Genomic DNA, 19,216 nt, shown 5'->3' on the forward strand with positions numbered 1-19,216 from the left:
ACTGGCAGACCCGTTACCTCTCGGCAAGATTTGCGCGGCACAGCGCGGTCGGAGCGTTCGCGCTTTCCAGATCGGTTGCAATTCCATCACGGCGGGGCCGGCAGGCTTCACTGTCTCTGCCCCTCCCCCTCAGGAAGACGCGCTTCTGCTCCCTCTACATATGCAGCATGAAGCTGTCGTGGGTGTGGGTGTAGCCCATAGCATCCGCGAGGGCGTGAATGTCGAGATGCACATCCTGCGCAATCGCATTCGTGTACCAATCAAGCTGCGCCTCGTTGAACGGCGGCGGGGCGTGGCCATCATACGTGCTTGTGCTGGCGGCGGCCGCGGACGGATGAAAAACAAATCCATCGCCGACCTGGCTCACTGTGGCGGCTTGATTCGGCATCGACAGCGTCAGCGGAGCAATGTTCGTCGCGGGAGGGTCGATGACGAATGTGCCGCCGTGTCCGTCACTGGACAGTGCGAATGTCATTCGCGTGTAGTCGCCCGTCAGATTCAGATGCGCAGCATGGTTTTGCGCGTCGGTGACCGTCAGCACGCCGCCCGAGGTATTTCCGATGTACGAAACCCGGGTGCCGGCACCGTACGCGATATCCCTCAGGTCGAGGATATCCGAGGCGGTCGGATCGCCATTGCCCGAAAGACCCACGATATTGCCGGTGAACTTGGTGGACTGATCCAGGATCAGCATGCCCGTGTTTTTGCCGAATGTGATCGCGCCCGACGCAGCGCCGGCGAGCTCGAGGCTGCCTCCAGCATCGATCGTAAGCTGCAGGCTAACGCTGGTCGCGACGGTGCCGGCCTTCGTGCCGATCGTACCGTCGCCGTTCAGATCCTGATGCATCGTCGCCTCCAGCGAGAGCAGCGACGCGTTCGAGCCGGAGACCGAGCCGACGATGGTCGACAGGAAGTTGCCGTTCGCATCGGTGGCCGCGACCGTATACAGGCCAGTGCCGGTATCCTTCCAGGCGACGTCGTAGCCGGTCGCCGTCTTCTCGGCACCGATGAAATTGTAGCTGGGGAATTGATCCGTGCTGACCGCAGCGCCCGCCAGTTTGAACACGACATCGGTGCTGCCTGTGACAAAGTGGAGGCTGTTTCCAACCTGCTCGAGGATCGTGCTGCCCGCCGTCTCGATGATCTTGACGCGCAGGCCGATCGTGCCGTCGCCGTTCAGATCCTGATGCATCGTCGACTCCAGCGATCGAAGCGCATCGCTTGTGCCGGAGACCGAGCCGGCGATGGTCGACAGGAAGTTGCCGTTCGTATCGGTCGCCACGACCGAATAAAGTCCGGGGCCGGCATCCTTCCAGGCGACGTCGTAGCCGGTCGCCGTCTTCTCGGCGCCGATGAAATTGTAGCTGGGGAACTGATCCGTGCTCAGCGCGGCACCCGCCAGTTTGAATACGACGTCGGTGCTGCCTGTGACAAAGTGGAGGCTGGTTCCGACCTGCTCCAGGGTCGTGCTTCCCGCGCTTTCGATGACCTTGGTCTGGAGAACATTGGATTGCACGCTCGTATTGCCGGCTGCGTCGGTCGCAGTCACCGAGAACGAGTGGGAGCCCGAGGAAAGCGAACCGACGTTGATGCTCCAGGTGCCGTCGCTCTTGGCCTTTCCAGAGCCGATCGGGGTGGTGCCGTCATAGAGTGCGATGGTCGCGCCGGCTTCGGCAGTACCGGCAATGGCGGATTGAGCCAGCGTAAACGACGCAACGACAGGCTGGGCGGGAGCCGTCGTGTCGATCGTCACGGTAAGCGACGTAGAGGCGGAGCTGACGTTGCCGGCAACATCCATCGCCTTGGCCGTGAACGCGTGGTTGCCGTCGCTCAAGGTTGCCGTCGCGAAAGACCAGCTGCCGGTCTTGTCGGCAACCACCGTGCCGATCTGCGTCGTTCCGTCGAAGATCTGGACCGTGCTGCTGGCCTCTGCGGTACCGTTCAGCGTGACGTGGTTCTGGTTGGTGATGCCGTCGCCGATCGTTCCGCTGTCTGGCGTGAATGAAGCAATGCTCGGCGTCGCGGGCGCGGTCGTGTCGACCGTCACCGTGAGTGCCGTCGACGACGCGACGTTGCCGCTCTGATCCGCCGTCTTCGCTGTGAAAGGATGAACCCCGTCGGTCAGATTTGCCGTGACGAACGACCATTTTCCGGTGCTGTCTGTCACCGCCGTGCCAAGCTTGGTCGAGCCGTCGAATATCTGGACTGTCGTGCCGACGGCAGCCGAGCCCGTCAGCGTAATCTGCTTCGCGTTGGTGATGCCGTCGCCGGTGATGTTGCTATCGGGCGAGAACGAGTTGATCTGAATGACAGGCGGTTTGGCGGAATAGGCGCGGATGTAGTCGATAAGCATGTCGCCGCCGACCGGCGCACTGGGGTCGGTGATGGCCGGCCCGTACAGCGCCAGGTCGGCGATCATGTACATGGGGGTGTGCATGTCGGATGGAGTGGCAATCTGGAAGATCTTCACTCCGTCGACGTACCAGGTAATCGTATCGGCCTCCCAATCCATGCCGTAGGTATGGAATCCAGACGTCATCGTCGGGACGGAGACTCCGCTCTGCTGGAGCTGCATGCTGCCCGTCGCAGAACTGTGCGATGTCATGTAGTCGATCGTCGGGTTGTTGCCGAGCGACTCCATGATGTCCAGCTCTTGAGCGGGCACGGTCCCGAGTAGCGCGTTGTTCGTGGGCAGCAGCCAGAATGCTGGCCAGAGCCCCTGGCCGGCCGGCAGCTCGGCCCTCATCTCGAAGTAGCCGTAGAGCTGCGAGAAGGAGTGATAGGTTGTGATCATGCCCGACGTGTACTGGGCATTGTTGATGTAGGGCTGGATCGCGGCAGCTGCGGGGCCCGCATGAAGATCGAGGATGCCGTTACTCACGGTCCATGGCGTCACCGAACTCGTGGGTGCATAATTGCTGTTGATGTACCAGTTGACCTCCTGGTTGCCACCAATGTTGATGCCGTTGGCGGCCGCCCACCAATAGGTCGAATCCCAGGTGCCGCTCGCGCCATTCCACAGGCTGAGCGAGTTGAAATCGTCCGAAAACGTGAGTGTGGCCGTTCCAGCGAGATTTTTCGGATCAATCGACATAGCACTCTCCTCAGCTGGGAAATTGCTATGGCATCGCCCGTTTTCCTGACTTTAATGGCCGGGTACGAGTTGTTTTGGTCATTAAGGTGCGCCTGCGAGCACCGCTAAAATTATACGGATTGGCATCAATGGTTTTTGACGGACGCCGGCAGGTGCAATTCAGCAAGGTTAATTCGACGCGAACATCACGAGCAGGGCAGTTGCCTCTCCACGTTCGACGGCGGCATTTGGGTCCGCAGTTGCAGACATCTCAATCGCAGATCGAGCGGCTCATCTACGAATCGACGCGAACGTTGGATGTCGGACGGGTCTCCATCTCTCAGGCTGAGATGATCCAGTGGTCATGCGAGTCCGGACCTGACCTGACTTACTCTCTCGCCGCATGCGTGTCGTAACGCCCCGTCGGGGGAAACCCAGGAATGTGATAGTCGGTGCGCCCCGTGGCCCGAACGAGAATTTCCTGCACTTTGCCGAGCACGCGGAAGAGACTTTTCCGACCCCGTAAGATTCCGTGGTCGCCCGACAGCGCATAGCCTCGTTGCTTTGCCCGTAAATTTTCGGGTGCTGCAACGGCACGTCCCTGAAGGGAGAGACGTAATGGACCTTAACTTGGGCGGAGAATTATTGCATAGTTGGTCGGACCGGCATCCTCGGCATTGCGGCCTTTGGCCGGCTGAATTTGAGCTGTTGGTATTCTCGAACTTTCATCCACCATCTTTGAAGTAGGTTGTGCTGCTCATCTGTCGCATACCTGGCCACATTTGGGAGAATAGGCCGTCATTGTGTTGTCCCGCCTGAGGATCCCTTCGCATCTTCATCATTAATATACTCGTTCGGTTACAACCGGCCGTCGTATTGGTAGGGAGTATTGGAACGGCTGCCCGGCTCGGTTTCGAACGCCGGGGACCACAAACATTGAAAGGCCCTGGCGGCGGCCGTGAAGCATTCGGATTTCAGTAGGCAAGGGTTAATTTATGTCAGGGGGGTTCTCCTACGATCTGACTGGAAGGCGGGTCTTCGTGGCCGGCCATCGCGGAATGGTAGGTTCGGCCATCGTGCGCCGCCTCGCGTCGGAGCGGTGCACCCTCCTTTATGCCGATCGCCGAGAGCTCGACCTTGCGAAGGAGCAACCGACATTGCGGTGGCTCGAGGCAAACCGTCCGGACGTCGTGATCCATGCTGCCGCCAAGGTCGGCGGCATTGCCGCCAACAGTAATTTCCCCGTCGATTTTCTCTGCGACAATCTCGCTGTCGAACTGAACGTGATCCGCGCAAGCCATGCAACCGGCGTTGGGCGCCTGCTCTTTCTCGGCTCGTCCTGTATATACCCCAAGCACGCCAAGCAGCCGATCGCCGAAAGCGAATTGCTGACAGGGCCGCTCGAACGGACCAACGAATGGTACGCAATCGCCAAGATTGCCGGCCTCAAGATCTGTCAGGCACACCGGCTGCAACATGGTGACGATTTCATATCGGTGATGCCGACCAACCTCTATGGCCGCGGTGACAATTATCATCCAGCGCACAGTCACGTGCCGGCGGCGCTGATACGACGCTTCCACGAGGCCAAGCTGGCAGGGACCCCGACGGTATCCGTCTGGGGCACGGGCAATCCGCTTCGTGAGTTTCTCAACGTCGACGACTTCGCCGATGCGTGCGTCTTCCTCTTGAAGAACTACTCGAACGATCTGCCCATCAACGTCGGCAGTGGTGACGAAGTCACTATCGCCGATTTTGCCGCCATGGTAGCGGAGGTCGTGGGCTATGCGGGCAAGTTGGTTTTTGATACGTCCAAGCCGGACGGCACGCCCCGCAAGCTCCTCGACAGTTCGCGGATTCGCCAACTGGGCTGGCGTTCGACTACCCCGCTACCGACCGGGCTGGCGGGGGCATATAAGGATTTTCTGAAGGGCTACGGTCGTCATTTGGAAATGAATTCCGGCGACTGACGAGATCAACGCTTTTTTCGAGACGTGAGTTTTCGATTCCAGTTTTAGAAGTTGGATTGTACTTGAATGCGTATTCTGTTGGTGGGCATCAACTATGCGCCCGATCTGATCGGCGTTGCGAAGTACAACACGGAGCTCTGTGAGAGCCTTGTGGCCGAGGGGCACGAGGTCAGAGTGATCACTGCACCGCCCTATTACCCCGCCTGGCGAATCCCGGCCGGCTTCGACGGCCACTATTTCAGGGCCCGGAACGTCAATGGTGTCGAGATCACGCGCGCCCCGATATACGTGCCGCGGAAGCCGACGGGTGCGAAGAGGCTGCTGCACCATGCCTCGTTTGCGTTGACGAGCGCGCTGCCGATGCTGACGAAGGCGCTCGAATGGCACCCCGACGTCATGCTGTCCACCGCTCCCTCCTTGATGTCGTCCGCGCTCGTTTCGTTCGTCGCGCGGCGGATCGGTGTGAAGTCCTGGCTCCATGTGCAGGATTTCGAGGTTGATGCCGCCTTTGATCTCGGATTTCTTCGAAACGGCGCGCTTCGCAGGCTGATGCTCGGGGCCGAATCTCGCATCCTTCGGTCGTTCGACCGGGTATCGTCGATTTCACCGCAGATGGTCGACCGGCTGCTGGCCAAGGGCGTTCCTGCGGAGCGGACCGTCGAGATCAGAAACTGGATCGACACGAACGCCATCTTTCCTCGGTCGCGGCAGACCAGGTATCGGCATGAATTCGGCATTGACGAAAGCGATATCGTCGGACTCTATTCGGGCACGATGTCGACCAAGCAGGGGCTCGATCTCGTGATCGACGCCGCCTCCATCCTGCAACACAGCCATCCCGACATTCATTTCATCCTCGCGGGAGAAGGGCCTGACAAGGCGAGGTTGATCAAAATGGCGGCCGGCCGCTCCAATGTTCATTTTCTCGGACTGCAACCCAACGAGAGCTTCAACGAGTTGATGGCGACGGCGGACGTGCATCTCATTCCGCAGAAGGCGGAGGCGGCTGATCTGGTCTTGCCATCCAAGCTTGGGGCCGTGCTTGGCTCCGGCCGTCCGGTGATCGCGATGGCGACCGAAGGAACGGGGTTGGCCGAGGAGGTCAACGGTGCCGGGACGGTCGTTTCGCCCGGCGACACGCGGGCTCTCGCCGATGCGATCTGCACGCTTGCCCAGAATCCGGCGCTCTGCGCGGCGTTTGGAGCCGAGGGACGGAAGCGCTCACTCGAGCGTTGGGATCGTCGGGCCATCGTCGGTCGCTGGGCGCTCGAGATGAGCGCGATGCGAAACGCACCGGCCCCGTCCGGAACGCAGGCGGCGATGACCGCTGGCCCGCCCGACGCGATCTCGGTGAAGGACGCCATCCGTCTGCCTTGACGGCATTGGGAGGCGCCGCTGCCTGTGGTCACGGAAATCGTTCGGGGCCTCCGCCTCAACAAGCGCCAGACGGCGTTCTGGGCTGCCGTCACTCGTGACGCGGATAATATCTGAAGCCGTGTTGCTTGATCAGTTCATCTCGCTTCGCTGACGCGAGATCTTCCTGCACCATCTCACGCACGAGGCTTTCGAACGAGGTCTTGGGCCACCAGCCAAGCTTCTCCTTCGCCTTGGAGGGATCGCCCAACAGGGTCGCGACCTCCGTCGGACGGAAATAGCGCGGATCGACGGACACGATGCACTTGCCTGTGGCGGCATCATAGCCCTTTTCGTCGACGCCCGTTCCTTCCCAGCGGATCCGCATCCCCACTTCGCCGGCGGCAACCTCGACGAAGTGGCGAACCGAGTGCTGCACACCGGTCGCGATGACAAAGTCCTCCGGCGTGTCCTGCTGCAGCATCAGCCATTGCATTTCGACGTAGTCACGCGCATGTCCCCAGTCGCGGAGCGCGTCAAGATTGCCCAGATAAAGACGTTCCTGAAGGCCGAGGTGGATGCGGGCCAACGCTCGCGTGATCTTTCGGGTGACAAAGGTCTCGCCCCGCACGGGCGACTCATGATTGAACAGAATTCCGTTGCAGGCATACATTCCGTACGCCTCACGATAGTTCACCGTGATCCAGTAGGCGTAGAGCTTCGCAACGGCGTAAGGCGACCGCGGATAGAACGGAGTGGTCTCCTTCTGCGGGACTTCCTGCACCAGGCCGTACAGTTCTGACGTCGAGGCCTGGTAGAATTTAGACTTCTTCTCGAGCCCCACGATCCGAATCGCCTCGAGGATTCGCAGCGTGCCGAGAGCGTCCGAATTCGCGGTATATTCCGGCTCCTCGAACGAAACGGCCACGTGACTTTGAGCGGCGAGATTGTAGATCTCGTCCGGCTGTACCTGGCCGACGATCCTGATCAGACTGGAAGAGTCGGTCAAATCACCATAGTGCAGTCGGAACGGCGGATCCGGCTCGTGTGGATCGACGTAGAGATGATCAATGCGGTCGGTATTGAAAAGCGAGGTCCGTCGCTTGATGCCATGGACCTCGTAGCCCTTCGCGAGCAGTAATTCGGCCAGATACGCACCGTCTTGACCAGTTACGCCGGTTATTAATGCTCTTTTTTTGGTCATATAGCCTACTCAAAATATGATCCGCATATGTAGCCAAAATCAGCTTGCATGCGCAGTGCGGAGGTCGATCAGGACGGCAATTGTTGCAGCGTAAGATTAATCGCCCGGCGGTGGATCGTACGTGCCGCGTCAGACGACGCACCTGACCCGCTCCAGCCTTGCGGTCATCTTGATCCAAGGCTCGCATTGATCCAGGGCTCGCAAGGCGCTGATCTGCGGACTGCGGCGTGAACGGGTTGCGCAATCGAGCATTGCCTGTTTTGCACCCCGCGATAGGATCACGCCGCGTCAACGATGATGGCAGCACACAAGGGAGGGTAACCATGCGCGCCGAACAGAAGTTCAAGCGAGCCGCTCTTGCATTCTCGCTGGTGGCTCCCCTGCTTTTGCCATCCGAGACATCAGCCGTCACCGTTGAGGTCGCGAGGAAATGCAATGCGCTCGTTGCGAAGAACTTTCCACCACGTCAGCCCGGCAATCCGGCGGCGGGCAGCGCCAAAGGCAACGGACAAGCCGAACGCGACTATTTCAAGAAATGCGTCGACAATGGAGGCAACGTGGACGACACCGCCGACAAGGACAGAAAATGATCGAGCTTGTGTCGACAACGCATCGAGGCAAGCGCGATTGAAATCCGGATGCGCATCGCCTGCACGCTTGGTGGTTCACCGAAGCACCTCGTCAATGGCGCCATACTGAACGTCCCTCGCCGCAGCGACCTCCTCTGGTTCGGCTCACACGACCGTCAGGGCCATCCACGCGCCGACATCGTCGAGACGATACCGCGAGTTGACGGCGTCGATAATCCGATTGATCAGCGAGATCGACGGTATCCCCCAATCAAGCCACACGAGATGTCCAAGGCAAGTCGGCCTCCGCTGTTCGCGCCCGGTGTCGTGATGCCGGCCGCAGGAGGTGGCGGGTGTTTCGAACCCACGAAAACCCGAGTCGTTGATTGCGTTGCGGCGACGTTCGACCCAAAAAACAAAAACCCAGCAATCCATTCAGATTGCTGGGTTTCCGTGTCGAACTTGGTTGCGGGGATAGGATTTGAACCTATGACCTTCAGGTTATGAGCCTGACGAGCTACCGGGCTGCTCCACCCCGCGTTAAACCGTTGCGTGCCTTGCAGAAAGAGTGCCCGAGCCGGTCGGCCAACGCGTCAGATGGCGCCGATCGATCCGTCCGGAGGGCTTCCTGAGAAGGCGACCCGGGCCGAAGCCGTCGGGTGCGAGGGGTATGTATCAACGTGAGTACGGTTTGGAAAGCCCCGGATGCGGGTTTTTGAGGATTTTGTGACGCCGAAATCGGTGGTTTTCCTGGCAAATTTACCGTCGGGAACCGGCTCTTGCCAGATCGCGCGCAAAAGCGGAGCTTGGCGCCCAACAAAATCCGTCAAGGACACGTCATTCGAGGGGAAACGCCATGGACCGGCCATTGAAGAGCCCGGGGCTGCATGCGCTTGAGGACACCTTTCACCGCCAGTTTGAGCTGTCCCGCAGCGAGCCGGCGCCGACATTGCAGGCGCGGCTCGACCGGCTGCGCCGCCTGCGCGCCGCGCTGACCGAGAACGAGGCGCGATTCGAGGCGGCGATCTCGGCCGATTTCGGCCACCGCTCCACCATCGAGACCGCGATCGCCGAAACCATGCTGGTGCTCGGCGAGATCAAGCATGCGGCCAAGCACCTCAAGGGCTGGATGGCGCCCGAGAGGATTCCGACCACGGTGCAGTTCGCGCCGGCCAGGAACCGGCTGATCCCGCAGCCGCTCGGGGTGGTCGGGATCATCGCGCCCTGGAATTATCCGCTGCAGCTGACCCTGGCGCCCGCGGTCGCCGCGATCGCCGCCGGCAACCGCGCCATCATCAAGCCGAGCGAGCTGGTGCCGCGCTTCGCCGAGCTGCTGGCCGAGGTGATCGAGAAGAAGTTCGACACCACCGAGCTTGCGGTCACCGATATCGACGACGACATCGCAACGACTTTTGCCGCGCTGCCGTTCGATCATCTGATCTTCACCGGCTCGACCCGCGTCGGCCGGCTGGTCGCGGAGGCGGCCGGCCGCAACCTGACACCGGTGACGCTCGAGCTCGGCGGCAAATCGCCCGCGATCGTCGACGGCTCCGCCGACATCGACGAGGCCGCGCAGCGCATCGCCTACGGCAAGCTGCTCAATGCCGGCCAGACCTGCATCGCGCCCGATTACGTGCTGGTGCCGCAAGCCTCGGTGCAGCCGTTCGCAATGCGGCTGCAAGGCCACACGCAGCACATGTTCGGTACCGATCCGAAAAATCCGGACTACACCTCGATCGTCTCGGACCGGCACTATGCAAGGCTCGAGGGTCTCGTCGCCGACGCCGCCGCGAAGGGCGCGACCATCATGCAGCCGGCCGCGCCGAACGATCCCGAGTGGAAGGCGAGGCGCAAATTCCCGCCGACCGTCATCGTCGATGCCACGCCCGAGATGACCGTGATGCAGGAGGAGATCTTCGGACCGCTGCTGCCGGTCATGGGCACGCGCGACGCAACCGAGGCGATCTCCTTCATCAACCGGCGCGACCGCCCGCTGGCGCTGTACTGGTTCGGTACCGACAACGCCGCGCGCGATCAGGTGCTGGCACGCACTGTGTCGGGCGGCGTCACCGTCAACGATTGCCTGTTCCATTTCGCGCAGGCCTATCAGCCGATGGGCGGCGTCGGTGCCTCCGGCACCGGTGCCTATCACGGCGAATGGGGATTCAAGACGCTGACCAAGTTGAAGCCGGTGTTCTACCGCTCACGCTTCAACCGGCTCGCCGATCTCTATCCGCCCTATGGCGCGAAGATCGCGCGGCTGGAGAAGCTGATGCGGCTGTTGTCGTAGGCAGGGCTGTCGTTCCGGGGCGCGAAGCGAACCCGGAACGTCGAGATTCCGGGTTCGATGCTAACGCATCGCCCCGGAATGACAATGAAGGGGGAAACATACGTGACTGACACATTCGATTTCGTGGTGGTGGGCGCCGGCTCGGGCGGCTGCGCGGTGGCGGGGCGGTTGTCGGAGGACCCGGCGACCTCGGTGGCGATGCTCGATGCCGGCGGCAAGAACGACAATTGGGTGGTGACCACGCCCGGCGCCATCATTCTCATGCTCTCGAGCAAGCTCAATAACTGGGCATTCGACACGGTGCCGCAGAAGGGCCTGAACGGCCGAATCGGCTATCAGCCGCGCGGCAAGGGGCTCGGCGGCTCCAGCGCCATCAATGCCATGGTCTATATCCGCGGCCATCGCGCCGACTACGATCACTGGGCTTCGCTCGGCAATACGGGCTGGGGCTATGCCGACGTCCTGCCCTATTTCAAGCGTTCGGAGAACAATACCGAGCTCGACGGCGAATATCACGGCAAGGGCGGGCCGCTCAACGTCACCGGCCTGCAGTCCGACAATCCGGTCAAGGAGACGTTCCTGCAGGGCGCGCGCGAGGCCCAGTTCCGGATTCGCGACGATTTCAACGGCGCCGAGCAGGAAGGGCTCGGCATCTACCAGGTGACCCAGAGGAATGGAGAACGCTGGAGCGCCGCGCGCGGCTATATCCATCCCCACATGGGCCGCCGGCCGAATTTGCGGATCGAGACGCAGGCGCAGGCGACCCGCATCATCTTCGAGGGCAAGCGTGCCGTCGGCGTCGAATACATGCAGGGCAAGGAGAAGAAGGTGCTGCGCGCGCGGCGCGAGGTCATTCTCTCGGCCGGCGCGTTCCAGTCACCGCAATTGCTGATGCTGTCGGGCGTCGGCGACGCCGCGGCGCTCGGCAAGCACGGCATCGCAAGCGTGCATGGTCTGCCGGGTGTCGGACAGAACTTGCAGGATCACCCCGATTTCGTGTTCGGCTTCGCCTCCGACGCACCTTATTTCTCGGGACTGTCGTGGAGCGGCATCGGGCGTATCCTCAAGGGTATCGGGCAATACCGGCGCGAGCGGCGCGGCCCGATGACCTCGAACGTCGCCGAATGCGGCGGCTTTCTGAAGACGCGACCCGAGCTCGACGTCCCCGACATCCAGCTGCATTTCTGCATGGCCATGGTGGAAGACCACGGCCGCAAGCCGCGCTGGGGCACCGGCTTCTCCTGCCATGTCTGCCTGCTGCGCCCGGCCAGCCGCGGCAGCGTGTGGCTGAACAGCGCCGATCCCCTCGCAGCCCCCGCGATCGATCCGAATTTCTTCGGCGAGGACAGCGACGTCGAGACCATGGTCGCGGGATTCAAGATGACGAAGCGACTGCTCGACACGCCGGCGCTGCGCGCGCTGCAGCAGAAGGACATGTTCACATCAGATGTCCGCACCGACGACGATATCCGCAACATCCTGCGGGCGCGCTCCGACACCGTCTATCATCCGGTCGGCACCTGCAGGATGGGCACCGGCGATCCGCTTGCGGTGGTCGATCCGAAGCTGCGCGTGCACGGGCTCGAGGCCCTGCGCGTGGTCGACGCCTCGATCATGCCGACCTTGATCGGCGGCAACACCAATGCGCCGACCATCATGATCGGCGAGAAGGCCGCCGACATGATCAAGGCTGAGATGCGGGCGGGGTGACCAAATGCGCAGGGTGGGCAAGGCAAAGCGTGCCCGCCTCTTCTTGTCCGGCTCTTGATGGTGGGCACGGCGCGAGAGCGCCTTTGCCCACCCTATGAGACTGCCGTCGCAGGGCCGCACTGCCAAAATATCGAAAACAACCCCATGCAAAGTAGCCGGCGACTGCCGGCGGACACCGCAACTTGACTCGTCGGGCAAATCAGCGGCATTCTTCCAGAATCCAGAAATCGTGCAGACGCCCCTCGCAGTGTCATCACCCGCGCATGCGGGTGATCCAGTATTCCAGAGACCACAGTGCTTGAGCCGGGGGGCCGCGGCGTACTGGATCGCCCGGACAAGCCGGGCGATGACGGCGGTGGACGAGGACATAGCCTCACATCCTCTCAGGATGAGATCTTGTTTGGCGGCTTTTCGCTGCGCTCCATCCGGGCTACGAATGAGGCGCGGATCAGTTCAGCAAAAACCCGCCATCGACCGTCACCACCGTGCCGGTCATGTAGCGCGAGGCGTTGGAGGCGAGCAGCATGATCGCGCCGTCGAGATCGGACTCCGCACCGACGCGGCGCTGCGGAATCCGTTTTGCGAGCCGCTCGCCTGCCGGCGTCGACCAGAAATCATGGTTCATCTCGGTGTCGATGTAGCCCGGCGCCAGCGCGTTCACGCGGATGTTGTTGCCGGCGAGTTCCAGCGCCATCGCCTTGGTGCCCTGGATCATGCCGGCCTTGGAGATCGCATAGGGCGAGACGGCCTTGAGCACGCCCTGGCCGAGCACGGACGCGACATTGATGATGTTGCCCGGCTGCTTGCGCAGGATCATGCGCCGCGAAAGCTCGGTCGCGAGGAAATAGGCGCCCTTCAGATTGGCGTTGATCACGGCGTCCCAATCGGCCTCGGTCTGCTCGGTCGCGAGCTTCTCGATCGCGATGCCGGCATTGTTGATCAACACCGAGACCGGACCGAGTGCGGATTCCGCGGCGTCGAGCGCTTTCGCAATGCCGGAAACATCCGCAACATCCATCTGCACCGCGGCAGCGCGGCCACCTTTGGCCTTGATCTCCTCCGCGAGGCCTTTCAGCTTCGCGATCTGGCGCGCCGCCAGCACCACCGCAGCGCCATGCGCCGCCAGCACGCGGGCGAACTGCCGTCCAAGCCCCTGCGAGGCGCCGGTGATGAGGATGATTTCTTTACTGACATCGAATAGGTCGGACATCGGCAGGTTCCCGGATTGAAGCGGACGAGTGATAGCGACAATTGTCCTTGATGTAAGCAGGTTTGATCAACCAGGGGACCGTAGGAGATCGGGGCAGGAATTCCTTATCCATGAACCTCTTCGACATCGTCGTGACGCTCGGTCTGTTGTTTGCGGTCGCCACCGGATTCACAACCGGCCTGTTGCGCAGCGCGGTCACCATCCTGGCCTATCTCGTTGCCATGCCGCTTGCGGTCGCGCTGCTGGCGATGGTCGGGCCCCACATCGCAGCGCTGCCATCCTCGCCGTTTCCGCCCAACGGGGTGCTGCTGTTCGGCCTCTTCCTTCTGATCGGCGTCATTCTCGGAAAGATGGCGCGGACGATGCTCGACGACACCATGGGCTCGGAGATCGGGATCGGCGACCGGCTCGGCGGCGCGCTGCTCGGCGCGATCAGGGTCGGCCTCGTGGTGACCACGCTGGTGCTGGTGTTCGATCAGCTGGTGCCGCCGGCGAGACAGCCGCAATTCCTCAACGGATCGCAGTTGCGGCCGTGGTTCTCCGCCGCCGGACAGGCCGGATTCCGGTCGCTGCCGCCCGAAGCCACCATGGCGATCGAGCGGCTGCGGCGCGAGCAGTGCATTTAGAGCGTTTTCGAGCGAAGTGGATACCGGTTCGCGTGAAGAAAACGCGTCAAAACAAAATCTAGAGCCCCGTTCCGATTCAATCGGAACGGGGCTCTAACCCATCGCGTTCGCCCGCCTGTTCCTGCCCGGCATGCACTTATGCATTGCACGTCCCTTACCGGCGACGCCGGGCTTGGCTAGACTGGCGCCATCGAAGCTTTACAAACCAACCCGACATCACAGGGAGCGAACTCGTGGATCTTGGAATCAAAGGCCGCCGCGCCATCGTCTGCGCATCGAGCAAGGGACTGGGCCGCGCCTGCGCGATCGCGCTCGCCAATGAGGGGGTGCATGTCACGCTGACGGCGCGCGGCGCCGAGGCGCTGAAGCAGACCGCCGACGAAATCCGCAAGGCGCATCCCGGCATCACCGTCACCGAGATCGTCGGCGACATCACGACGGCGGCCGGACGCGAAGCCGTGCTCAAGGCCTGCCCCGATCCGGACATCCTGATCAACAATGCCGGCGGCCCGCCGCCCGGCGATTTCCGCAACTGGACCCGCGACGACTGGATCAAGGCGATCGATGCCAACATGCTGACGCCGATCGAGCTGATCAAGGCGACCGTCGACGGCATGATGGCGCGCAAGTTCGGCCGCATCGTCAACATCACCTCGGCGGCGGTGAAGGCGCCGATCGAGATTCTCGGCCTGTCCAACGGCGCCCGCGCCGGCCTCACCGGCTTCGTCGCCGGTCTGTCGCGCAAGACCGTGATCAACAACGTCACCATCAATGGCCTGCTGCCGGGCCCGTTCGAGACCGATCGCCTGCGCGGCACCGCAAAGCCCGAGGCCGAGAAGCGCGGCATCTCGGCCGAGCAGGTGCTGGCCGAGCGCGCCAAGCTGAACCCCGCCGGCCGCTTCGGCCATCCCGACGAATTCGGTTACGCGTGCGCCTTCCTGTGCGGCGCCAAGGCCGGCTTCATCACCGGACAGAACCTGCTGCTCGATGGCGGCGCCTTCCCGGGCACGTTATGAGAGCCGTCTGGTACGAACGGACCGGCGCGGCGCCGACGGTGCTCACCGTCGGCGAGATGCCGACGCCGGACGCGGGCCCGGGCGAAGTCCGGGTTCGGCTCGCGGCCTCCGGCGTCAATCCGGCCGATGTCGGCCGCCGCAGCGGCAACTATCGCGCGATGGAATTTCCGCGCGTGATCCCGAACAGCGACGGCGCGGGGATCATCGACCAGATCGGTGAAGGCGTGACGCGTTTTGCCGTCGGCGATCGCGTCTGGCTGTTCAACGGCCAGCGCAACGGGCGCGCCTTCGGTACCGCCGCCGAATACATCACGCTCGCCGATTATCTGGTGACGCCGCTGCCGCAGGACGTGTCGTTCGCGGCAGGTGCTACGCTCGGCATCCCCTGCATGACCGCGTGGTGCGCGCTGTTTGCCGACGGCCCGATCTCCGGCCAAACGGTGCTTGTCACCGGCGGCGCCGGTGCTGTCGGCCACTATGCCGTGCAACTCGCAAAATGGGGCGGTGCGCGCGTGATCGCGACGGTGAGCTCAGAGGTCAAGGACGTCGAGGCGCGGCTTGCCGGCGCCGACACGGTCGTCAACTACCGGACCGAGGACGTCGTCTCCAAGGTGATGGCCTTCACCGAGAATCGCGGCGTCGACCGCGTGATCGACGTCGATTTCGGCGGCAATCTCGCGACCACGCTGAAGATCATGGCGCTGAACTCGACGATCGCGGTCTACGCCACCAACGGCAACCGCACGCCAACGCTGCCGGTGCGCGAATTGATGGAAAAATGCATCACGGTGCGCTCGCTGGTGTTGTTCGCGCTGCCGCCGCCGCTGCTCGCGGCCGCGCAGGCCGACATCACGAACTGGCTGGAGTCGGGCACCCGCGTGCACAACATCGCCGGCCAATTCGCGCTGGCGGAGACCGCCGAGGCCCATCTCGCCGTCGAGAAGGGCGACAAGATCGGCACCGTGATCGTCGACTGCGCGCGATGATGGGCAGGCTCTCTTCCCCCTCCCCCCGTTCTTACGGGGAGAGGGTTGGGGTGAGGGGCTGCCACCGCAAAGATGGTAAGGATGGAGTCTGCGGAAGCTCCCCCTCACCCGGACCGCATTCCGCTTCGCTGCATGCGACATAGCCGAAGCGCTGCTTCGGCGTTCTTGAGGACGGCCGCCGTAGGCGGCTTATGCCCCTCCCCGCAAGCGGGGCGAGGTGAAGTGAGCAGTGCAAACGAGAGAAACAAGAAAACCGGGGACACGCCGCATGCAATGGACGATCGGCAAGGTCAAGATCACAAAGGTCGTCGAGCTCGAGACCGTCGGCAGCACGCGCTTCATCCTGCCGCTGGCCGGCCGGGAAGAGATCCAGAGCCTGCCCTGGCTGATCCCGCATTTCGCCAATGAGGATGGCCGGCTGAAAATGTCGATCCATTCGCTTCTGGTCGAGACGCCGGAGCACCGCATCATCGTCGACACCGGGCTCGGCAACGACAAGCAGGGCCGCAACGTGCCGACCTGGAACAACCGCAGCGACCCGTTCCTGGAGAAGCTGACCGCGGCCGGATTTGCACCGGACAGCATCGACACCGTGCTGTGCACGCATCTGCATGTCGACCATGTCGGCTGGAACACGAAACTCGTCGGCGGCAAATGGGTGCCGACCTTCGCCAATGCGCGTTACGTGTTCGGCAAGACCGAATTCGAGCACTGGCGCGACCACAGCGACGATGCCGCACATGCCGCCGTGTTCGCCGACTCGGTGAAGCCGATCGCGGATGCCGGCAAGGCCGAACTGGTGCCGAGCGATCATCGCTTGACCGAGGAGATCACGCTGATCCCGACGCCGGGACACAGCCCCGGCCATATGAGCATCCACATCAAGTCCGGCGGCGCGGAAGGACTGCTGACCGGCGACGTCGCGCATCATCCCTGCCAGATGTATCACCTCGACTGGTCATCGACCGCGGACTCCGACCAGAAGCAATCGGCCGCAACGCGGCGCGAATTGTTCTCGCGCTTTGCCGACACGCCGACGCTGGTGATCGGCGGGCATTTCAATGCCGGCCACATCAAGCGCGACGGCGACGCCTTCAGGTTCGTCGCGCTGGGGTAACCGGCCCGAAATGGCCTTGACATAAGGCTTGGCAGCAATGCAGCGCGCTCATGGCGGTTGAATTTCCCGGCGCGCTGTTCCATGAAGCGTGTCGAGGTATACCAGTAACAATCCTCAAGACACCGTAGGGAGTGATCAACATGAAGCTTGTTCGTTATGGCGAAAAGGGTGCGGAAAAGCCCGGTCTGATCGATAAATCCGGCCAGCTCCGCGACCTCTCGGCCCATCTGAAGGACCTGACCGGCGAAGCCTACACGCCGGAATCGCTGAAGAAGCTTTCCGCCCTCGATCCCGCCTCCCTGCCCGCCGTCTCCGGCAAGCCGCGCTTCGGCGCTCCGGTCACCGGCATTTCGAAGTTCGTTGCGATCGGCCTGAACTATTCCGACCACGCCAAGGAAACCGGCGCTCAGATCCCGACCGAACCGATCATCTTCATGAAGGCGAATACCTCGCTGTCCGGCCCGAACGATGCCGTCGAGAAGCCGCGCGGCTCGACCAAGCTGGACTGGGAAGTCGAGATCGCCGCCATCATCGGCACCCGTGCCAAGTACGTCTCGGAAGCCGACGCGCTGAACCACGTCGCCGGCTATTGCGTCTGCAACGACGTCTCCGAGCGCAACTTCCAGACCGAGCGTCTCGGACAGTGGACCAAGGGCAAGTCGCACGACACCTTCGGCCCGGTCGGCCCGTGGCTCGTGACCAAGGACGAAATCGCCGACGTGCAGAACCTGTCGATGTGGCTCGACGTCAACGGTCAGCGCCGGCAGACCGGCTCGACCAAGACCATGATCTTCACGATGGCGAAATGCATCTCCTACGTCTCGCAGTTCATGACGCTGCTGCCCGGCGATATCATCACGACCGGCACCCCGCCTGGCGTCGGTCTCGGTATGAAGCCGCCGACCTTCCTCAATGTCGGCGACGTCGTGACGCTCGGCATCGAAGGCCTCGGCGAGCAGCGCCAGGAAATCGTCGCGGCGTAGTCTCGGAATCGTCATCCCGCGCAACGGCTTTGCCGTTGCGCGGGATGACTGGGATACAGCGCAATCTCTCCCCTCGTCGTCCCGGCGAAAGCCGGGACCCATAACCACAGGGTTGAGTTGTTAGAAGGCTGCGGCCCCAGCGTCGGGCAACAATGACTTTCGGTGGTTATGGGTCCCGGCTTTCGCCGGGACGACATCGAGTATGTTGCGTCATCGAGAGTCATACATTCACGGTCTCTCAGGATGACGACTGTGTATGCGAAACGAGGTCATCACCATGAAACTCACCTTCTCTCCCGCCTCCCCGTTCGCCCGCAAGGTGCGCATCGCGGCGATCGAGCTTGGCCTGATCGACAAGATCGAGCTGGTGCCGGCCAGCGTCGCGCCGGGCACGGCCAATGACGAATACTCCAGGATCTCGCCGCTGAAGAAGCTGCCGGTGCTGATCCTCGACCATGGCGACGTCATTTTGGATTCCTACGTCATCGTCGAATATCTCAACGAGATCGGCGGCGGCCGGCTGATCCCGGGCTACGGTCCGCGGCGCTGGCAGCTGAAGACCGATCATTCGCTGCTCAACGGCATGCTCGATTCCATGCTGCTGTGCCGCTACGAGAAGATGGTGCGGCCGCAGGGTTCGCTGTGGCAGGCCTGGTATGACGACCACTGGAACAGGGCCTGGGCGGGCATGGCGCGGTTCGAGAACCGGCCGGACGTGCTGAACGGCGCGTCGTTCGACATCGCGCAGATCGGCCTCGTCTGCGTGCTCGGCTACGCCGATTTCCGCTTCGCCGATTGCGGCTGGCGCAAGGCCTATCCCAAGCTCGACGCGTTCTACCAGAGAATGCTGGAGCAGCCGTCGGTGAAGATCTCGGCGCCGCCGCCAGCGTAGCAAGGCTACGCGTGGGGAGAACGACGATGCGCGAATGCGTCCCCGCCTCTCGATTTTCAGCGCGAGCCTGGCGCTCGCGCTGACCCTCTCCGATCTCGACTTTGTGATGATGATGACGGCAGCCCGGTACGGCCCGCCGGAGCAAGACCTTGCGGCGATAGATATCCTCGCCAACATCAGCATTCCCGCCGTGCGCGACGCGCACTGACCTCATCCA

General features: G+C 62.5%; 16 protein-coding genes and 1 tRNA gene. 12 read left to right on the forward strand and 5 right to left on the reverse strand.

Annotated elements, in window-relative coordinates; genetic code table 11:
* Nucleotides 1-154: 154 nt before the first annotated feature.
* A complete protein-coding gene (locus AAFG13_RS21575) occupies nucleotides 155-2,896 on the reverse strand; it encodes an Ig-like domain-containing protein (protein ID WP_342713263.1) in 2,742 nt (913 codons plus the stop codon).
* 1,172 nt (nucleotides 2,897-4,068) lie between these two features.
* Here AAFG13_RS21575 and AAFG13_RS21580 point away from each other — a divergent pair.
* Nucleotides 4,069-5,043, forward strand: a complete 975-nt coding sequence (locus tag AAFG13_RS21580) for a GDP-L-fucose synthase (protein ID WP_342713264.1) — start codon at nucleotides 4,069-4,071, stop codon at nucleotides 5,041-5,043.
* A 66-nt stretch (nucleotides 5,044-5,109) separates the two neighbouring features.
* On the forward strand, nucleotides 5,110-6,420 hold the full coding sequence (locus AAFG13_RS21585; RefSeq protein ID WP_342713265.1) for a WcaI family glycosyltransferase: 1,311 nt from the start codon (nucleotides 5,110-5,112) through the stop codon (nucleotides 6,418-6,420).
* 88 nt (nucleotides 6,421-6,508) lie between these two features.
* Here AAFG13_RS21585 and gmd read toward each other — a convergent pair whose 3' ends face one another.
* Nucleotides 6,509-7,600: a GDP-mannose 4,6-dehydratase gene (gmd, locus tag AAFG13_RS21590; protein ID WP_342713266.1), complete on the reverse strand. Its 1,092-nt coding sequence runs from the start codon at nucleotides 7,598-7,600 to the stop codon at nucleotides 6,509-6,511.
* Between the two features lie 323 nt (nucleotides 7,601-7,923).
* Between gmd and AAFG13_RS21595 the strand changes: the two genes are divergently transcribed.
* Complete coding sequence (locus AAFG13_RS21595) at nucleotides 7,924-8,190, forward strand: hypothetical protein (RefSeq protein ID WP_342713267.1); 267 nt, start codon at nucleotides 7,924-7,926, stop codon at nucleotides 8,188-8,190.
* Nucleotides 8,191-8,334: 144 nt separating this feature from the next.
* Here AAFG13_RS21595 and AAFG13_RS21600 read toward each other — a convergent pair whose 3' ends face one another.
* Nucleotides 8,335-8,604, reverse strand: coding sequence for a hypothetical protein (locus tag AAFG13_RS21600; RefSeq protein WP_342713268.1), 270 nt, complete (start codon nucleotides 8,602-8,604; stop codon nucleotides 8,335-8,337).
* Between the two features lie 28 nt (nucleotides 8,605-8,632).
* Nucleotides 8,633-8,709: transfer RNA gene (locus AAFG13_RS21605), tRNA-Met, on the reverse strand.
* Nucleotides 8,710-9,025: 316 nt separating this feature from the next.
* Between AAFG13_RS21605 and AAFG13_RS21610 the strand changes: the two genes are divergently transcribed.
* Entirely contained in the window at nucleotides 9,026-10,459 is a 1,434-nt protein-coding gene (locus AAFG13_RS21610; protein WP_342713269.1) for a coniferyl aldehyde dehydrogenase, read from the forward strand.
* 102 nt (nucleotides 10,460-10,561) lie between these two features.
* Nucleotides 10,562-12,169, forward strand: coding sequence for a choline dehydrogenase (locus AAFG13_RS21615; protein ID WP_342713270.1), 1,608 nt, complete (start codon nucleotides 10,562-10,564; stop codon nucleotides 12,167-12,169).
* A gap of 448 nt (nucleotides 12,170-12,617) precedes the next feature.
* Here AAFG13_RS21615 and AAFG13_RS21620 read toward each other — a convergent pair whose 3' ends face one another.
* Nucleotides 12,618-13,379, reverse strand: a complete 762-nt coding sequence (locus tag AAFG13_RS21620) for an SDR family NAD(P)-dependent oxidoreductase (protein ID WP_342713271.1) — start codon at nucleotides 13,377-13,379, stop codon at nucleotides 12,618-12,620.
* Between the two features lie 110 nt (nucleotides 13,380-13,489).
* Between AAFG13_RS21620 and AAFG13_RS21625 the strand changes: the two genes are divergently transcribed.
* From AAFG13_RS21625 to AAFG13_RS21655, 7 genes are all read left to right on the forward strand, one after another.
* Nucleotides 13,490-14,005 carry a CvpA family protein gene (locus AAFG13_RS21625; protein ID WP_342713272.1) on the forward strand — a complete coding sequence of 172 codons (516 nt, stop codon included), beginning with the start codon at nucleotides 13,490-13,492 and terminating at the stop codon, nucleotides 14,003-14,005.
* Between the two features lie 233 nt (nucleotides 14,006-14,238).
* Complete coding sequence (locus AAFG13_RS21630) at nucleotides 14,239-15,021, forward strand: SDR family oxidoreductase (protein WP_342713273.1); 783 nt, start codon at nucleotides 14,239-14,241, stop codon at nucleotides 15,019-15,021.
* The gene (locus tag AAFG13_RS21635) at nucleotides 15,018-16,007 is read left to right on the forward strand and encodes an NADPH:quinone reductase (RefSeq protein WP_342713274.1); all 990 of its coding nucleotides are present in this window, start codon (nucleotides 15,018-15,020) and stop codon (nucleotides 16,005-16,007) included. Before AAFG13_RS21630 ends, AAFG13_RS21635 begins: the two co-directional genes overlap by 4 nt.
* Before the next feature lie 268 nt (nucleotides 16,008-16,275).
* Nucleotides 16,276-17,124 (forward strand): MBL fold metallo-hydrolase, encoded by an 849-nt coding sequence (locus AAFG13_RS21640; RefSeq protein ID WP_342713275.1) that lies wholly within the window; start codon nucleotides 16,276-16,278, stop codon nucleotides 17,122-17,124.
* A 140-nt stretch (nucleotides 17,125-17,264) separates the two neighbouring features.
* The gene (locus tag AAFG13_RS21645) at nucleotides 17,265-18,107 is read left to right on the forward strand and encodes a fumarylacetoacetate hydrolase family protein (RefSeq protein WP_212318158.1); all 843 of its coding nucleotides are present in this window, start codon (nucleotides 17,265-17,267) and stop codon (nucleotides 18,105-18,107) included.
* A gap of 277 nt (nucleotides 18,108-18,384) precedes the next feature.
* Nucleotides 18,385-18,999, forward strand: coding sequence for a glutathione S-transferase family protein (locus AAFG13_RS21650; protein ID WP_342713277.1), 615 nt, complete (start codon nucleotides 18,385-18,387; stop codon nucleotides 18,997-18,999).
* Nucleotides 19,000-19,033: 34 nt separating this feature from the next.
* A complete protein-coding gene (locus AAFG13_RS21655; protein WP_342713278.1) occupies nucleotides 19,034-19,207 on the forward strand; it encodes a hypothetical protein in 174 nt (57 codons plus the stop codon).
* Nucleotides 19,208-19,216: the final 9 nt, after the last annotated feature.

Source organism: Bradyrhizobium sp. B124 (assembly GCF_038967635.1).
Taxonomy (GTDB): Bacteria; Pseudomonadota; Alphaproteobacteria; order Rhizobiales; family Xanthobacteraceae; genus Bradyrhizobium.

Excerpts from the sequence above, each read along its gene's own strand:
- AAFG13_RS21610 (WP_342713269.1), top strand. The coding sequence starts at position 9,026 with ATGGACCGGCCATTGAAGAGCCCGGGGCTGCATGCGCTTGAGGACACC.
- AAFG13_RS21595 (WP_342713267.1), top strand. The coding sequence starts at position 7,924 with ATGCGCGCCGAACAGAAGTTCAAGCGAGCCGCTCTTGCATTCTCGCTG.
- gmd (WP_342713266.1), bottom strand. The coding sequence starts at position 7,600 with ATGACCAAAAAAAGAGCATTAATAACCGGCGTAACTGGTCAAGACGGT.
- AAFG13_RS21600 (WP_342713268.1), bottom strand. The coding sequence starts at position 8,604 with ATGGATTGCTGGGTTTTTGTTTTTTGGGTCGAACGTCGCCGCAACGCA.
- AAFG13_RS21640 (WP_342713275.1), top strand. The coding sequence starts at position 16,276 with ATGCAATGGACGATCGGCAAGGTCAAGATCACAAAGGTCGTCGAGCTC.
- AAFG13_RS21655 (WP_342713278.1), top strand. The coding sequence starts at position 19,034 with ATGCGTCCCCGCCTCTCGATTTTCAGCGCGAGCCTGGCGCTCGCGCTG.
- AAFG13_RS21635 (WP_342713274.1), top strand. The coding sequence starts at position 15,018 with ATGAGAGCCGTCTGGTACGAACGGACCGGCGCGGCGCCGACGGTGCTC.
- AAFG13_RS21650 (WP_342713277.1), top strand. The coding sequence starts at position 18,385 with ATGAAACTCACCTTCTCTCCCGCCTCCCCGTTCGCCCGCAAGGTGCGC.
- AAFG13_RS21645 (WP_212318158.1), top strand. The coding sequence starts at position 17,265 with ATGAAGCTTGTTCGTTATGGCGAAAAGGGTGCGGAAAAGCCCGGTCTG.
- AAFG13_RS21580 (WP_342713264.1), top strand. The coding sequence starts at position 4,069 with ATGTCAGGGGGGTTCTCCTACGATCTGACTGGAAGGCGGGTCTTCGTG.
- AAFG13_RS21620 (WP_342713271.1), bottom strand. The coding sequence starts at position 13,379 with ATGTCCGACCTATTCGATGTCAGTAAAGAAATCATCCTCATCACCGGC.
- AAFG13_RS21625 (WP_342713272.1), top strand. The coding sequence starts at position 13,490 with ATGAACCTCTTCGACATCGTCGTGACGCTCGGTCTGTTGTTTGCGGTC.
- AAFG13_RS21585 (WP_342713265.1), top strand. The coding sequence starts at position 5,110 with ATGCGTATTCTGTTGGTGGGCATCAACTATGCGCCCGATCTGATCGGC.